Source organism: Bordetella sp. MIP270_01_BMS (genome assembly GCF_054958705.1).
Genome location: NZ_CM143297.1, coordinates 519,865 through 536,107 on the forward strand (window position 1 = coordinate 519,865; position 16,243 = coordinate 536,107).

The window sequence follows — 16,243 nt, forward strand, 5'->3', positions numbered from 1 at the left end:
GTGTTAGTGGATCATGCGTTGTTTGGTGTCGACCGCGCCCGACTTCAATTCGTCGGCGAACTTGGCCAGTGCTTCCGCAGGCACTTCGTCGGTGTGTCGTGCCACCACCTGCTCGACTTGGGCGAGCACGGTGTCTCGTGCACCCGCATCTTCGTCGTTGCGCAGCAGCTGAATGAGGCGGCTGGCCAACTTCGACAAGGTGGGACTTTCATTCAGTGCCATGACGGGCAGGCGAATACCGAAGCGGCTTTCCAGCGCGACCACCAACTCGACTCCCATGAGGGAATCGAGTCCCATGTCGTACACGGACATGTCGGGATTGATCTTGTCAGCGGGGACGCGAAGAATTTCACCGACTTCGGCTCTGAGCAAGTCGACGAAAATAGGGTGCAACGCGTCATCGTCCATTGTGGCGAGCAACTGCACGATATCGTGCGTATCGTTTTCTTCATCGCCAGCGTCATGAGTGCGGCGCGCAAGCAGACTGAACCTTGGTGTGCCGGCGCTGGGCAGGAAGCGGCGCAGCGCGCGCCAGTCCAGCTCCAGGACGCCCAGGTCGCTGGCATTGGCCAGCAGCATGGACTCCAGTGCCTGCATCGCGGCGTCCGAGTTCAGCGCGGAACCCCCCATGCGGCTTTGCAGGGCATCTTTAACTTTTTTGTTCCGAGCGAGGTACCCCACGTCGTCGATGGCGCCCCACCGGACGCAAGTTGCCGGCAGGCCCAGCGCGCGACGGGCGCGCGTGAGCCCTTCAAGATACGCGTTGGCTGCGACGTAGTTGGCCTGTCCGGGGTTGCCGAACAGCGTGGTCGCCGACGAGAACATGACGAAGCAATCCAGCGGCAGGGCGCGAGTGGCGGCGTCCAGATTGGCGGCGCCAAGCACTTTGGGGGCCAGGACGCGCTGTATCTGCTCGGGTGTGGCGCTGCGCACCAGGCCATCGTCTATGACCATGGCGGCGTGCACGATGCCTCGCAATGGGGGCATGGCCCGGTCGATCTGCTGCATCAGCTCGCGGACAGCCTGAGGGCTCGTCACGTCGCATGAAGTCGCGAATACGTTGACGCCACGGGCCTGCAAATCGGCGATCGCCACTTGGGCTGCTTCGGATGCCGGGCCGCTGCGGCTGACCAGTGCAAGGTGCCGGGCGCCTTTGTCGGCCAGCCATTGGGCAGTGCGGAGCCCAAACCCGCCAAGGCCCCCCGTGACCAGGTAGGTACCGTCGCTGTGCAGGACGAGTGCGGCCGGGTCGGCGCTGGAGCGCACGCCGGTGTGTGCGCCGCGTATGCCGTTTCGGTACGTAATGACGATTTTTCCGATCTGCCGCGCCTGCTGCATATGGCGGAAGGCTCCGACGATGTCGTTGGCGTCGAATTCCTGGTAGGGCAGCGGATGCAACACGCCCTGCAGGAACAGCTCCATCATCTCGCCGAACAGTCTGCGGGTCAGGGCAGGGCGTTCGCGCATCAGTTGATCGGCATCGATGCCGAAGTAACTGATGTTGTTGCGGAAGGGCCGCAGCCCGATTCGCGTGTTCTCGTAGAAATCGCGCTTGCCCAGCTCAAGGAATCGGCCAAACGGTTTCAGGACGCGCAGGTTGCGGTTGATGGCTTCGCCCGCCAGCGAATTCAGCACCACGTCGACGCCCTGGCCGTCGGTGTCGGCCAGAATGGCGTCGGCGTAGGCAAGCGAGCGCGAGTCGTAGATATGCCGCACGCCCAACAGGCGCAGGAAGTCGCGCTTTTCGTCGGAACCTGCTGTGGCGTAGATTTCAGCGCCACGCCATTGCGCGAACTGGATGGCCGCGATGCCCACACCGCCCGCGGCGCCGTGAATCAGCACTTTTTCGCCTTCTTCGAGTTGCGCAAGGTGGTGCATCGCGTAATACACCGTGAAGAAGGTGCTGGGTATCGTTGCCGCCGCCTCGAACGAAATGCCGGGCGGTATGCGGGAAATGGCGCTTGCCTTTGTGTTGACACGGTTGGCGAAGCTGGCAGGTCCGAAGCCGACAACGGCGTCACCCGGGCGATACTCTTCGCCGGCGTTGGAGCCCACGCGCAACACGGTGCCGGCAAATTCAAGTCCCAGGGTGGGGCCGGCGAAACCGTTCTCGATGGCTTCGTCGGACAGCACCCCCAGCGCGTACATGACATCTCGGAAGTTGAGACCCGTTGCGTGGACCTCTATCTCGAGTTCGTCGTCTTCCAGTTCAGGGGTCGGGCATGCTTCCCAGCGCAGGTTGCGCAGTTGGCCTGGGAATTCGAAGCCGAGCCGCAGGCGGCTGAAGTTCGCGGCGGCAGCGGGTGGGCTTGCGGGGTGAGGGCGCGTTCGCAGACGCGGCGCGTAGCGTCGCCCCTGTGACGTGATGACGGCTTCCTGTTCGGCGTCGGGCCAGCACAGTTCGCGTTCCACGGCGTCCAGCACTGTGGCGTCGGGTTCTATGTCCGGCAGATCGAGCAGGCGCGCATTGAACTGTGCCGCCTCGTTGATGAGGGTGCGGCCGTATCCCCATAGGGCGGAGTCGCCCGGTGCTCCCGCGCCCGCTTCGCTGGCCAGGTGCTGGCCTGCGCCGGCCGTCAGCAGCCACAGCGTGGCCGGGCTATTGTGGCGTTCAAGGATCTGCGCGATGGAGGCAGCCACAGAACACCGCCGGACCTGGGCTTCGAGCAGTCCCGCTGGGTCGACAGCGTCGCGGACGAGCGACAGGCCGTCGAGGTGGATGACTCCGTCGACACGTTCCAATCGCTCGCAGGCCTGTACGTACACTTGCTCGAGGTTCTCCAGGCGGACTTCGCCCTGGATCAACGCCTTGTGCCCGAGGTCGACCAGGCGTGCGGCCAATGCGTTTGCCAACGCGGATTCACGCGCTGTCGGCCCGGCCAGCAGCAGCCAATTCGTCGGTGGGGCGGGAACCTTGGCGAGCACGGCGGGAACGCTTTCACCGGCCGGCCGCGCTTCTCCGGTAATGATGTATGGGCCGCTGAGGGAGTGGGGACTGAATTCGGCGAACATGCGCGGCGTGCATCCGCGCTGTGTCAGCGCGTCTTGCCAGAATTGCGCCGAATACTGGCAAGAACTCGGCGAGCCGTCATGCGCTTGCGCGCTCCACCAATCAGGACGTGCGCCGGCAATGAAATCGAGCCAAATGATGGGATGCGTACCGAGTATGACGAGGGTTCCACCAGTCTTGAGGTGGGCCCGCGCGTATTCCAGCATCTGCTGCGCATCGTGCGCGCTCGCCGCGTCGGTGTGAAGAATGACCAGGTCGTGTCCGCGGTACGAAAGTTGATCGGGGTTCACCGCCTGCGGAGCTAGCAGGCTGCAACTGGCGTCAGGGTACCGATCAAGCAGGCGCTGGGCGCGCTCTTGCGCGTCGGCATTGGGTGACGCGTAGTGATAATCAGCCAGGCCGAAGTCGAGCGTGTCGCAGCAGTCGGCTGCGAATGCGGGCTCGTGCGCACTGATCTCAAGGACGCCGAAGCGAGAGCCTGCGGGCAGTGCCTGCTGCGCGCGTGTAAGCACCCGGCGCAATGCGTTGCCTAGTTGGACGCGCGCCTGTGATCCGACGATCTTCCGCTTCAAGGCGGCGGGTGAGGCGGCGGCGGGACAAACCGCATCAAGGCTGACACGGCCCTGCACCAGATCCGCCAGGTGTAGCCCGACGCGACCCACTGCGTGGACCACATGGGCGTAGTCGGGATACTCGCGCACCAGGCTGTTCCAGATGTCAATGACGTCGGGCGCGCTGGCGTGCTCATCTACGACAACCGTCCAACCCGAGGGCGTGCGCTCGAGCAGACCGGAATGCACCGCGCGCGCCAGCAAGTTGTCCAGCAAGGGGGCCGTGGCTGGCGACGCCTGTCGGCACCGATCGAGTACCTCGTCATACAGGTGCGAAGATGCTGGCGCCAGCGCTTGGAGGGCGCGCACCAGGAAGCGGTCGCACAGGCTGTCGAGCAAAGGTTCGATCTCGCGTGCATAGCGCAGATACGTGTCGGTTTGCGCGATGGCCTCGGCGGCACTCGCAAGCTCTTCGGCCGTGGTGCCTGCGTCGAGCGTGCTGACTTGACCCCGCGGGTCGTTGGGATGGGGGCTGGGGGTGCCGACCTCGTCCAGGAAGTCGAGAGTTTCGGCGCTGGACCTGGATAGGCGTATGCTTCGAAAGCGTGCTTCATGCACGGCGGCCACCTGGCTGCCGTCGGAATCGAACAACGCGAATTCGGCGGTGAGCGAGTGTGGCCCGCGGTGCAGCAGGCGGGCTCGAGCGTAAGCCGGCGCGCCGCCACCGGCGCGCAACGACAGTCGGCCAATCTTGGCCGGGACGAACGCAACGCCGTGCCCCATGCCGGGATCGTCGCGCAAGAGCTGAATAATGAGTTGGAATGCGCAGTCGAGCAGCGCTGGATGGAGATGACTTTGGTCCAGGCCAGCCTGGTCCGCTGCGGCGGGTTCAAGGACGGCGAGAATGGTGTCAGGAGACAGGCACCATCCATGTTTGATGGCCTGGAACGTCGGCCCGTAGGAAAGTCCGACCGCGTGCGTCAGCTGCGTGTGGATTTCCCCGGTGAAATCGGGCTCGCATTCAGGCGCCTGGATAGCGGCATCGGTGAACAAGGCCGAGCCTGGCTCCCGCAGTATGCGGGCGGCCGCATGCAGTGTCCACGGGTCGCCGCCTCCTGCGTCCTTGGCCAGGATGCGCAAGCCGCCATCGGCCGTGTCCAGCAAGATGCGAAGCCGTTTGGAAGGGCTCTGCGCAAGCAGAAGCGGCGCGCGGATTTCGAGTTCTTCGATTTCCGCCCATGCGCCGGGCTGCCATTGCACGGCTGCCGCCAACGCGATTTCGGCAAAGCCCGTGCCGGGAAACACGACGGCGTCGCCGACAATGTGGTCGGCCAGCCAGGGATACAACGTGGTGTCGAGCTCGTTTTCCCAGATCCCTTCGTGCTGCCGCAGGGGATATCCCAATAGGGGATGAACCTTGGTACGTTGCAGTTGCCCGAGCGATTCGGCGGTGACCGGGTGCCAATGGCGCTCACGCTGCCAGGGGTACGCCGGCAGGGTGATATGGCGGCCTTCCCAGGGGAACAGGTCGTCCCAATTGATTCTGGCGCCGCTGCACAGCGCCTGGCCGGCGGTGTCCCGGATTTTTGCAGGATCGTCGTTGCCCCGGCTTGCGGTAAGGAGCACGCGGCCCTTGATTTCCGCGCTGGACAGCGCGTCGTTGATGTAGGAACGCAGTACAGGGTGCGGTCCTATTTCGATGTACACATTCTCGCCATGGGCGACGAGCCGATCGACGGCATGCTGGAAGCGTACCGGCTCGCGAACGTTGCGCCACCAGTACTCGCCGTTGAGCTCCGTGCCGTCGAGCTGGTCGCCGGTAATAGTAGAGTAGAACGGTATCTCGCCAGTTCGTGGCGAGAGATTGGACAGGACCTTGCGCAACCCGTTGCGTATCGGGTCCATCGCGGCACTGTGGAAGGCATAGTCGAGGTCGAGCCGTTTATGGAACACCTGGCGTTCGCCGAGGGCGGCTTCTACGGCGGCCAGGGCGCTCGGGTCGCCAGCCAGGGTGGCACCCCGTCCGCTGTTGTAACCCGCCACGCATACGGCGTCGGCAAGCTGCAGCTCGGCCAGCAGTGCCTCGGCGGTGCCTCCGTCGATACCCACAGCCGTCATGGCGCCGTTGCCCTTGGTGGTGCCCTGCAGGCGGCTGCGATGAAAGATGACTTGCGCGGCGTCTGCGAGGGATAAAGCGCCGCAGGCCCAGGCCGCGGCGACTTCGCCGACGCTATGGCCCACGACGGCGGTGGGGCTGACACCGCGCTGGGCGAGCATGCGGGTGATGCCGACCTGGATGGCGAAGAGCGCGGGCTGCGCGATCTCGGTGCGTTCGTACTGATCGTTACGATCTTCCTTCGCCAGTTCGTCGGCCAAGCGATACCCGGACAGGGGTTCGAAGACGGTGTCGATCTCGTGTACCGCTTCCGCGAACGCCGGTTCGGTGAGCAAGTGGCGCCCCATGCCGGTCCACTGCGAGCCATTGCCGGAGAAGACGAAGACGGGCCCCTGCGCCTGCGGAACTGCGCTGCCGGAAGAAACGGTGTAGCGCGCGGAGTCACCCTCCGCAAACCGGGTTAATGCCTGCGCGACGGCGTCGCTCTCGGTGCCGTAGACCACGGCACGCTCGGTATGCCACTCGCGCCTCATGGCGGCGTGGTAGGCGACGTCGTACAGCGCGCGCGCCGACTGGCCTCGCAGCACGGCGGCAAGTTGCCGGGCAGCCGCCTTCAGTGCTTCGGGCGTCTTGCCCGAGACAACCACAGGCAGGGCGACGGTGTTGGCCAGTTTGTCGGCGTGTTCGTCACCGGTGCGGGGCGGGCTTTGCAGAATGACGTGCGCGTTGGCACCGCCGAATCCGAACGAGTTCACGCCGATCGTGAGTGGACCGGACTGGCGCAACGGGAAGTTCTGCCGCGTGACGGCGATGTTCCAGCTTTCGAAATCGATGGCCGGATTCAGCTCCTGGATGCCGATGGTCGCCGGGACGACCCGATGCTGAAGGGTATAGATGGCCTTTACGAGGCCCGCCACCCCGGACGCAGCTTCGAGGTGCCCCAGGTTGCTCTTGATGGACCCGATAGGCAAGGGGTTGTCCGGGCGGCGCTGTTGCCCCAACGCCGCGCCGATGGCACGGGTTTCGATCGGATCGCCGACCGCGGTACCTGTACCGTGGGCCTCCAGGTAATCGATGTCGTCTGGTGAAATGCCCGCCTGTTCGTACACCTGGCGCATGAGGGCCACTTGCGCATCGGCATTGGGCACGGTCAGGCCGGACTTGCGGCCGTCAGTGTTCACGGCGGTCGCGGGCACGACGGCCAACACGCGATCGCCGTCGGCCATGGCCTGGTCGTAATCTTTCAGCAGGAACAGGCCTCCGCCTTCCGAACGGACATATCCGTCGCCGGAGGCGTCGAAGACTTTGCATCTGCCGCCAGGCGAGAGCATGGAGGCTTTGGAAAAGGTGATGAATCCGTAAGGGTGCAAGTGCAGGCTGACCCCTCCGGCGATTGCCATGGAGGTTTCGCCCGTGACAATGGCGCGGCAGGCCTGGTGGAAGGCGACCAGGGATGAAGAGCAGGCCGTGTCGACGGCCATGCTTGGACCATGCAGGTCGAACAGGTAAGACAGCCTGTTGGCAGCGATGCTGGAGGTATTTCCCGTGGCCATCGACGCATCGACGGCGCCCACATCGTCTGCCATGCGGTAGGCGTAGTCGGCGCTCGCTATACCTATATAGACGCCGCAATCGCTGCCGCGCAGGGAAGAGGGACGGATGCCCGCATGTTCGATGGCTTCCCAGCATAGTTCCAGCAGCAATCGTTGCTGGGGATCCATCAGGGCGGCTTCACGGGGCGAGATGCCGAAAAATTGCGCGTCGAACCCCGACACGTCACCTATGGACCCAGCGGCAAACGTGTAGGCAGTGCCCGGATGGTCTTTGGCTGGATGCAGGTAGGCGTCTTGCGCCCAACGATCGCTGTCTACCTGGGTAACCAGATCGCGCCCATCGAGCAGGTCGGACCAGTACCGTTCAGTGTCGGTCTGCGGGAAACGGAACGAAAGTCCCACGACGGCAACACGCTTTGCCATGTATATCTTCCTTCGAACAAACAGCTCAGTGTTCTTATTTATTTTGTGGCCACGGATCGACAATGCCGAAGCCGTTGGCATTGGCGTCGGGCTGGATTGGTCTGCAGGCAGACATCAGCCGGGGTGCCGTGGAGGGCCAGGAAGGTAGTGGGAAAATCGGTAGTTTCCTTGCAAAATTTGGCCTGTCGACGCTTCTGAATAAAGCGCCGGATCAGTCCCAGCAGATAGCGGAGTGCCCATTATCGCCACGATGTTAGCTATTTCGAGTGGCGAGATTTTACAGATTATTGGCATAACCACGCCGCCCTACGCTGCACTGCAAGATACAGATACAAAACGTTGTCGCAGCCCTCGGCCTTTGCGGAACTTGCCGGGACTTAACGCGTCATGGGGCCGGATTAGACCCCAAGGCGGAAAAAAGCGAAAGCGGATGGGCAGATAATGGTAACAAAAAGTTATAAAACAGCCAAATTCTGGTGCCGAGACATACCTCGTTTCGGAAGTATTAGATGGTTTAAATATGGTTTGAAACAAAAAGAAAAGGCCCCTGGCGGGGCCTTGAAACATAACGGCAGTTCAGTTCGCAGCAATAACCTTATTTGAATGCCGTTTTGCTTCCGTCTTTATGCCAGGTGAATACCTGAAATTCGAATTCGTTCAGGTCACCCTGTTCATTCCAGGATGTTTTGCCAATAGGGGTTTCGAAGGTATTCGCGTGCAGGTACTGCGCCACCTTGGTGGGGTCGGTGCTGCCCGAGCCCTTGATGGCGTCCGCGATGACTTGCGTGGCGGCGTAGGCGGTGAGCTGGAAAGCGCCGCTGGCATTGCGCTTTTTGCTTTCAAAGGCCTGGACGATCTCGGCGTTTGCCGGATTCTGCGTGAAATCGGCCGGCAGGGTCAGCAGCATGCCTTCGGCCGCGTCGCCGGCGATGGCATTGATGTCGGGGTTGCCGACGCCTTCAGGGCCCATGAACTTGGCCTTCACGCCTTGCTCATTGGCCTGGCGCAGCAGCAGGCCCATTTCGGGGTGGTAGCCGCCGTAGTACACAAAGTCGACGTTGTTGGACTTGAGCTTGGTGATGACGGCCGAGTAGTCACTGTCGCCGGCATTGATGCCCTCGAACACGACGACTTTGACGCCGCCCTTCTCGAGGTTGTCCTTGACGGCGGTGGCGATGCCCTGGCCATAGGATTGTTTATCGTGCAGCACCGCGACGGAGGCGGGCTTGATCTTGTCGAGCACGAACTTGGCCGCGGCCGGACCTTGCTGGTCGTCTCGGCCGATCGTACGGAAGATGAACTCGTAGTTCTTGCCGTCGGTGAGGGCGGGCGAGGTGGCAGACGGGGTAATCATGACCACGCCTTCGTTGTTGTAGATGTCGGCCGCGGCGATGGTGGCACCCGAGCATACGTGGCCCACAACGAAACCGATTTCGTCGTTGACCACGCGGTTGGCGGCGACCGGGCCCTGCTTGGGTTCGCAGCCGTCATCGATGACCACGGTTTCGAGCTTCTTGCCATCGACGCCGCCAGCGGCATTGATGCGTTCGACGGCCGTGTCCACGCCTTCGCGGACCATGGCGCCGTACTGGGTGACCGGGCCCGTGGTGGGGCCGACGACCCCGATCTTGATGCTTTGCGCATGCGCGCCGGCCGATAGGCCGACGCCGACGGCCAGGCCGAATGCGGCCAGCACCGGGGTGAGGCGGAATGATTGTGTCATGGGAAACCTCCTTTGCGTCGTTATGTAAGCCGACCCCGGGCGTGGGCCCGCGCGGCTTGTGGAGGCAAGCATACATGAAACATCGGTGATCTTGCGGTGCCACGAGGGATGATCCACAGCGCTGTGCGGCGCGCTCCTATATGCCGCCAGGCGTATATGCAAAAGACGATTAATTCGTTTGCGATCTTAGGCGGGCGCGGCATCATGGGCGCCATGAGATTCCAACCGATCCTCGTTCCGGGCTGGAAAGACTCCGGGCCCGCCCATTGGCAGACGCGCTGGCAGCAGTGCGTGCCGAACGCCCAGCGCGTTCGGCAGCCAGAGTGGCTCGCGCCTGTTCCCGCCGTGTGGACGGCCACGGTGGCGGCCCATGTGGATGCCGCGTCATGTCCGGTTCTGTTGATTGCCCATAGTCTGGGCTGCCTGGCCGTAGTGAACTTGCCGGTTCCGCTGCGTACCAAGGTGGCCGGCGCATTGCTGGTGGCCCCGGCCGACGTCGAGCAAGCCGGCATGCCCGAATGCCTTCGGATCTTCGGGCCTGTGCCGGCGCGATCACTATCTTTCCAGTCGGTGGTGGTGGCCAGCGACAATGACCCGTACTGCAAGCTGGAGCGGGCGCGCCAATTCGCCGCCGCCTGGGGCAGCCGTTTCGAGCTGGTGCCGCAGGGCGGTCATCTGAACGAAGAAAGCGGCCTGGAAGATTGGCCGCAAGGTCTCAAGCTGCTGTCGGCGCTGCGGCGCCGGGCAGTGTGGCGCGTGACGGCGCCTCTGCCCCGCGTGTCCCCCGTCCCGGCTGCGCTGGAGGCCGGCGCGTCCCGTTGAGCGTGCACGCGGGCCAGGGCTGGCCGCAAGCGCCTGTGAATGTTCAGGTGTCCTGTACTCGGCGGCCGGTGTCGCTTTCGAACCAGTGCAGCGCATGGCGGCCATCCGGCCCGATGCTGATCTGGTCGCCGGGCCGGGCGGGGTGTTCGGCCAGCTGGCGGGTTGCGCAGCGCACGACGACCGCTATCTGGCCGCTGCGGCAGTGCACCAGCTGTTCGGAACCCAGTGTCTCGACCATTTCGACTTCGGCGTTCAATCCCTGGGCGTTGAGCATCATGTGTTCTGGCCGCATGCCCAGAATGACGGAGCGACCTCGCACAGGTGGGGGCACTTGAAGGGGCGAGAGATCCAGGGGCACCCCGTCGTGCGTCTGCATGGTGCCATCGCCCGAGACATGCACCGGCAGCAGATTCATGGGGGGTGATCCGATGAATCCGGCCACGAAGGTCGACGCCGGTCGGTCGAAGACTTCCATGGGCGTTCCGATCTGTTCCGGAACCCCCTGGTACATGACGATCATGCGGTGTGCCAGCGTCATGGCTTCGACCTGGTCGTGCGTGACATACAGGCTGGTGGTGCGCAGGCGCCGGTGCAGCTTCATGATTTCGAGCCGCATCGCCACGCGCAGCTTTGCGTCCAGGTTGGAAAGCGGTTCGTCGAACAGGAACACCTTGGGCTCGCGCACTATCGCGCGGCCCATGGCCACGCGCTGACGCTGGCCACCGGACAGCTGGCGCGGCCGGCGGTCGAGCAATTGGTCAAGTTCGAGGATCTGCGCGGCGGCCTCGACGCGCCTGCGTATGTCGTCTTTCGAGAACTTGCGGATCTTCAGCCCGTAGGCCATGTTCTCGAACACGCTCATGTGCGGGTAAAGCGCGTAGTTCTGGAACACCATGGCGATGTCGCGTTCAGCAGGCTCGAGGTTGTTCACCACTTTGCCGTCGATCAGGATTTCGCCGCTGGTGACCGTTTCCAGGCCCGCGACCATGCGCATCAGGGTGGACTTGCCACAGCCCGACGGCCCGACGATCACGATGAATTCACCGTCCTGCACTTCGGCATCGATGCCATGAATGACGGCGACGTCGCCAGCATAGGTTTTCTTGACGTTGCGAAAGCTGAGAGTAGCCATGGAGGGTTCTTTGTTAGCGAAGCGGGGCGCGCTTTATTTCTCGGTGTCGACCAGGCCCTTGACGAACCATTTCTGCATCAGGATCACCACGAGGGCAGGGGGGACCATGGCCAGCATGGCCGTGGCCATGGTGATGTTCCATTCCGTGACGCTGTCGCCCCCGCTGATCATGCGCTTGATGCCGATGACCACCGGGTACATGTTTTCCTGTGTGGTGATCAGCAGCGGCCACAGGTACTGGTTCCAGCCGTAAATGAACTGAATGACGAACAGCGCGGCGATGCTGGTGCGCGACAGCGGCAGCAGTACGTCGCGAAAAAAACGCAGCGGGCCGGCGCCGTCGATGCGCGCAGCTTCGACGAGTTCGTCGGGCACGGTCATGAAGAACTGGCGAAACAGAAAGGTGGCGGTGGCGGACGCTATCAAGGGCAGCGTCAGGCCGGCGTAGCTGTTGAGCAGTCCCAGGTCGGCGACGACTTTGTAGGTGGGCGCGATGCGCACCTCTACCGGAAGCATCAGCGTGACGAAGATCATCCAGAAGAAGAACATGCGTCCGGGAAACCGGAAGTACACCACCGCAAAGGCCGACAGCAGCGAGATGGCAATCTTGCCGATCGATATGACCAGGGCCATGACGAGGCTGACATACAGCATGCGCCCCACTCCGGCGCCGGCGAGGGCTCGTGCGTAGTTGTCTGCGAAGTGAGGGCCGGGCAGCAGCGACATGGGCGCCGCCGCGACTTCCTGCGCGGTCTGCGTCGACGCGACGAAGGTGACGTAAAGGGGAAATGCCACCAGCGCCACGCCGCAAAGCAGTATCACGTGAGCCAGTATGTCGAGCCAGGGACGGCGTTCAACCATGGTGTCGGTGCCTTAAGGATCAGTATTGCACTTTCCGGTCGATGTAGCGGAACTGCGCTACGGTCAGGGTGACCACGATGACCATCAGTACGACGGACTGGGCCGCGGATGAGCCCAGGTCCAGCCCGTGAAATGCGTCGCTGTACACCTTGTAGACCAGTATCGAGGTAGATGTTCCCGGACCACCTTGGGTGGTGGTGTCAACGATGGCGAAGGTGTCGAAGAACGCATAGATGATATTGACCACCAGCAGGAAGAACGTGGTGGGCGACAGCAGCGGGAACACGATGGTCCAGAAGCGCCGCGCGGGCGTGGCGCCATCGATGGCTGCCGCCTCGATCAGTGATCGCGGAATGGACTGCAGGCCGGCGAGGAAGAACAGGAAGTTATACGAGATCTGCTTCCAGATGGCGGCGATGACGACCAGGGTCAAGGCCTGGTCGCCGTCGAGGCGGGGATTCCAGCCGACGCCCATATTGTGCAGCGCGACGGCGAGTATGCCCACCGAGGGCGAGAACAGGAACAGCCACAACACGCCCACTACGGCGGGCGCGACGGCGTAAGGCCAGATAAGCAGCGTTTTATAGAGGCTTGCGCCGCGCATGACCCGGTCGGCCATGACGGCCAGGAGCAGCGACACAGCGAGGCCCACGAAGGCCACCAGCACCGAGAAGACGGCGGTGACGTGGAAAGAATTCCGGTAGTCAGCCTGACGGAACAGTTCGATGAAATTGGCCAGGCCGACGAATTCCGAAGACAGGCCAAATGCGTCCTGAAGCTGCAACGACTGCCACATGGCCTGGCCAGCCGGCAGAAAGAAGAACACCAGTGTCACGGCGATCTGGGGAGCCAGCAGCAGGTAGGGAAGGGTTTTGTGCCGGAAGACGACGCGTTTTTCCATGAATGTTCGCCGTTTGTGCCAACGGCGACGCAAGGGTCGCCGCGGAAAGGCAGCCTGAAAAAAGGCGCCAGCTCGAGGAGCGGGCGCCGTACCGGGCCGTTTACTTGATGCTCTTCTCGAACTTCTCGAGCAATTCGTTGCCGCGCGTCACCATGGTCTTGACCCCGTCCTGCGCGCTGGCCTTGCCGGCCATGATGCGTTCGATCTCCTGATCCTCGATTTCGCGGATCTGCGGCAGGAATCCCAGGCGCAGGCCACGGGATTGCGCAGTGGTCTCTACGTCGAGCTGCTTGACGCCCACCTCGGTGCCCGGATTCTTGTCATAGAAGCCTTGCTTTTTGGTGAGTTCGTAGGCGGCCTTGGTGACCGGGACGTAGCCCGTCTGCTGATGCCAGCGTGCCGCGACTTCGGGGCTGGCCAGATAGTGGAAGAACTTGGTCACACCCTTGTAGACTTCGGGCGACTTCTTGGCGAACACCCATAGCGAGGCGCCGCCGATGATCGTGTTCTGCGGCGCGCCCGCCACGTCGGCGTAGTAGGGCAGGGTCGATGTGCCGAATTCGAACTTTGCGTTCTTGGAAATGTTGGCGCGCAAGCCGCTGGAGCCGGTGATCATGGCGCACTTGCCGCCGATGAACAGCGAGTTGGGCTGGTCGCCGCGGCCGCCGTACATAAAGATGCCGTCTTTGGCGAGCTTGGCCAGGTTGTCGAGGTGTTTTACATGCAGAGGCGTGTCGAAAGCCAGGCGGGCGTCAAGGCCGCCGAATCCGTTGTCCTGGGTGGCGTACGGTACGTTGTGCCAGGCAGAGAAGGTCTCGAGCTGCACCCACGACGGCCACGAGGTCGTATAGCCGCATTCCTGGCCGGCGGCCTTCAGTTTCTGACCCGCCTCAGCCAGCTCTTCCCAGGTCTTGGGCGGCTTCTCGGGATCGAGGCCGGCCTTCTTGAAAGCGTCTTTGTTGTAGTAGAAGACCACGGTCGAGCTGTTGAACGGCATGGACACGAGCTTGCCGTCCTGCGACGAGTAGTAACCCGCCACGGCGCCGATGAACGCTTTGGGGTCGAGCGGCTCGCCAGCTTCTTCGGACATCTGTTGGACGGGCATGATGGCGCCCTTGGCGTACATCATGGTCGCGGTGCCGACCTCGAAAACCTGCAGGATATCGGGCGCGTTGCCCGCCCGGAAGGCGGCGATGCCGGCATTCATGGATTCGCCGTAGTTGCCCTTGTAGACGGCGTTGATCTTGTAGTCGGCATTCTGCTTGTTGAAGTCCTGGACCAGTTCGTTGACCCGCTCGCCCAAGGCGCCTTCCATGGAGTGCCAGAACTGGATATCGGTGACTGCCTGGGCCGTAGTGGCGGCAAACGCCGCGCACAGCGCGGCAAAAGTCATGGCTAAACGGTGCGATCGCATGGAAGGGTCCTCCGGGTTGCGTTGCCGTGGACAGGGTGTCCGTCCGCGGAAATCACGACACCTTATGTATGGTCTGTGACAGAGACGTGACTTTTACATCCCGCGCTAGCGCTGTCAAATACCCGCTAGACTACTCCGGGACGGGGATTCCAGGGGTTTTCGAAGGTATCCGGTTCTGCGCGCGTGGCGTTCGCTGGCTGCCCGGCGTCACGCCAGGGTGCGCCCGCGCCGCAAAGGCGCGCTCGGCACCGGCAAGCGCCTTCAGCGGGTGCCGTGCGGCAGCCCCGGCGGTCGGGCGAGGTTCCACATCAGCGCACGGAATGGCGCGAGCATGCTGAGATTGACGGCGAGCTTGATCACGAGGTCGCCGAGCATCCACGTGACCCACGGCGTACCGGTGGCCGCAAATGCCACGCTGAAGAATATTGCGGTGTCGAGCACGGCGCCGACGGTGCCGGACAGAAGGGGCGCCTGCCACCACCGCCGGTCCCTCAGCCGGTCGAAGACCTGGATATCGGCCAGTTGCGCGCATATATAGGCCAGGCCGGACGCCAAGGCAATGCGCGGCGAAGCCACCCAGACAGAAACCACCAGTGCCGCCGCGAAGCCGGCCCAGGCGACGCGACGGGCCGCCGCCGGGCCGAATCGGCGGTTGAGCACGTCTGTAACCAGGAATGCGACGGGATACGAGAGGCCGCCCCAGGTCAGCCAGTCGTTCAGTGGAACCTGGACCAGGACGTTGGAGCCGACGACGATCAAGCCCATGCAGAATATCGCCACGGCGATCTGCCGCGGCGTCATGGGCTGATATCGCCTGGCCTGAGTCATTTGCCGAACTCGCTGGCGAGTTCTCGGGAACGTTGCGCCGCAGCCTGCAGGGCCCGCTCGACGATGGCAGGAAAGTCGGCCTGCTGCAGCACATTCAGGGCGGCGGCCGTGGTGCCGCCCTTCGAGGTGACACGTTCGCGCAGTATGTCCGGAGAGTCTGCAGACTGCGCGGCCAGCTGCGTCGCGCCGGCCAGCGTGCCCAGGGCGAGCTGGCGGGCCTGATGGTGGGTCAGCCCCACGGCGACGCCGCCGGCGATGAGGGCTTCCAGGAACAGGAACACGTACGCTGGCCCGCTGCCCGACAGAGCGGTGACGGCGTCCAGCGCTTCGTCGTTATCGACCCAGACGACCTGGCCGACTGCGGCCAGCAGGCTCTCGGCCAGCTGGCGGCCTTCGGTATCGACGCCGGACAGGGCCGCCAGGCCGGTGACGCCGGCGCCGACCAGCGCGGGCGTGTTGGGCATGCAGCGCACCAGGTTCTGCCACGGGGCGCCGGGTTCGCCCAGCCAGTCGGCCAGCGTGTCGCCACGGATGCCGGCGGCCACGCTGATGACGAGCGTGCCGGGCCGCAGCCAGGGGCGCGTGGCGGCGACTGCGTCGCGAAGTTGCTGCGGCTTGACGGCGTAGATCCAGACCCTGCAGGCCTGCAGGGCGGCATCGGGGTGAGCGGCGGCGGTAGCGCCGCGGCCGCGCCAGGTTTCCTGAACGCCGGGGCTGGGGTCGACCACGTGCAGATTGCCCGCAGGACACGTTTTGCCGGCCAGGCCGGCCGCCAGGGCGGTGGCCATATTGCCGCCGCCGATAAAGCCAATAGAAAGCTGAGAGTCCATGGGGCGCAATTGTAGCCGGGGCGGCTGCTGGCCTGCGCAAGCGCGGTGTAAGGATTCTGTCAGATACTTGCGGCGCCAG

Annotated in this window: 9 protein-coding genes; 1 reads left to right on the plus strand and 8 read right to left on the minus strand. The window is 63.6% G+C overall.

Annotated features, from left to right (window positions below):
- Positions 1 to 3 precede the first annotated feature (3 nt).
- Both ACV17W_RS02410 and ACV17W_RS02415 read right to left on the minus strand, forming a co-directional pair.
- Positions 4 to 7,653, minus strand: coding sequence for an SDR family NAD(P)-dependent oxidoreductase (locus ACV17W_RS02410; protein ID WP_462594870.1), 7,650 nt, complete (start codon positions 7,651 to 7,653; stop codon positions 4 to 6).
- A 595-nt stretch (positions 7,654 to 8,248) separates the two neighbouring features.
- Positions 8,249 to 9,376, minus strand: coding sequence for a branched-chain amino acid ABC transporter substrate-binding protein (locus ACV17W_RS02415; protein ID WP_462594871.1), 1,128 nt, complete (start codon positions 9,374 to 9,376; stop codon positions 8,249 to 8,251).
- 213 nt (positions 9,377 to 9,589) lie between these two features.
- Here ACV17W_RS02415 and ACV17W_RS02420 point away from each other — a divergent pair, with 213 nt between their 5' ends.
- Positions 9,590 to 10,198 carry an RBBP9/YdeN family alpha/beta hydrolase gene (locus ACV17W_RS02420; RefSeq protein ID WP_462594872.1) on the plus strand — a complete coding sequence of 203 codons (609 nt, stop codon included), beginning with the start codon at positions 9,590 to 9,592 and terminating at the stop codon, positions 10,196 to 10,198.
- A gap of 43 nt (positions 10,199 to 10,241) precedes the next feature.
- Here ACV17W_RS02420 and ACV17W_RS02425 read toward each other — a convergent pair whose 3' ends face one another.
- The 6 genes from ACV17W_RS02425 to proC form a co-directional block, all read right to left on the minus strand.
- Positions 10,242 to 11,330: a sn-glycerol-3-phosphate import ATP-binding protein UgpC gene (locus tag ACV17W_RS02425; RefSeq protein ID WP_462594873.1), complete on the minus strand. Its 1,089-nt coding sequence runs from the start codon at positions 11,328 to 11,330 to the stop codon at positions 10,242 to 10,244.
- 33 nt (positions 11,331 to 11,363) lie between these two features.
- On the minus strand, positions 11,364 to 12,191 hold the full coding sequence (ugpE, locus tag ACV17W_RS02430) for a sn-glycerol-3-phosphate ABC transporter permease UgpE (RefSeq protein ID WP_462594874.1): 828 nt from the start codon (positions 12,189 to 12,191) through the stop codon (positions 11,364 to 11,366).
- Between the two features lie 19 nt (positions 12,192 to 12,210).
- The gene (ugpA, locus tag ACV17W_RS02435) at positions 12,211 to 13,092 is read right to left on the minus strand and encodes a sn-glycerol-3-phosphate ABC transporter permease UgpA (protein WP_462594875.1); all 882 of its coding nucleotides are present in this window, start codon (positions 13,090 to 13,092) and stop codon (positions 12,211 to 12,213) included.
- Positions 13,093 to 13,192: 100 nt separating this feature from the next.
- A complete protein-coding gene (gene ugpB / locus ACV17W_RS02440; RefSeq protein WP_462594876.1) occupies positions 13,193 to 14,506 on the minus strand; it encodes a sn-glycerol-3-phosphate ABC transporter substrate-binding protein UgpB in 1,314 nt (437 codons plus the stop codon).
- Positions 14,507 to 14,767: 261 nt separating this feature from the next.
- The gene (locus ACV17W_RS02445) at positions 14,768 to 15,334 is read right to left on the minus strand and encodes a queuosine precursor transporter (RefSeq protein ID WP_462594877.1); all 567 of its coding nucleotides are present in this window, start codon (positions 15,332 to 15,334) and stop codon (positions 14,768 to 14,770) included.
- On the minus strand, positions 15,331 to 16,164 hold the full coding sequence (gene proC / locus ACV17W_RS02450) for a pyrroline-5-carboxylate reductase (protein WP_462594878.1): 834 nt from the start codon (positions 16,162 to 16,164) through the stop codon (positions 15,331 to 15,333). Before proC ends, ACV17W_RS02445 begins: the two co-directional genes overlap by 4 nt.
- Positions 16,165 to 16,243 lie beyond the last annotated feature (79 nt).

Bases quoted from the DNA above. Each gene is read 5' to 3' on its own strand.
- proC (WP_462594878.1), bottom strand. From the start codon at position 16,164: ATGGACTCTCAGCTTTCTATTGGCTTTATCGGCGGCGGCAATATGGCC.
- ACV17W_RS02425 (WP_462594873.1), bottom strand. From the start codon at position 11,330: ATGGCTACTCTCAGCTTTCGCAACGTCAAGAAAACCTATGCTGGCGAC.
- ugpA (WP_462594875.1), bottom strand. From the start codon at position 13,092: ATGGAAAAACGCGTCGTCTTCCGGCACAAAACCCTTCCCTACCTGCTG.
- ACV17W_RS02415 (WP_462594871.1), bottom strand. From the start codon at position 9,376: ATGACACAATCATTCCGCCTCACCCCGGTGCTGGCCGCATTCGGCCTG.
- ACV17W_RS02410 (WP_462594870.1), bottom strand. From the start codon at position 7,653: ATGGCAAAGCGTGTTGCCGTCGTGGGACTTTCGTTCCGTTTCCCGCAG.
- ugpB (WP_462594876.1), bottom strand. From the start codon at position 14,506: ATGCGATCGCACCGTTTAGCCATGACTTTTGCCGCGCTGTGCGCGGCG.
- ugpE (WP_462594874.1), bottom strand. From the start codon at position 12,191: ATGGTTGAACGCCGTCCCTGGCTCGACATACTGGCTCACGTGATACTG.
- ACV17W_RS02445 (WP_462594877.1), bottom strand. From the start codon at position 15,334: ATGACTCAGGCCAGGCGATATCAGCCCATGACGCCGCGGCAGATCGCC.
- ACV17W_RS02420 (WP_462594872.1), top strand. From the start codon at position 9,590: ATGAGATTCCAACCGATCCTCGTTCCGGGCTGGAAAGACTCCGGGCCC.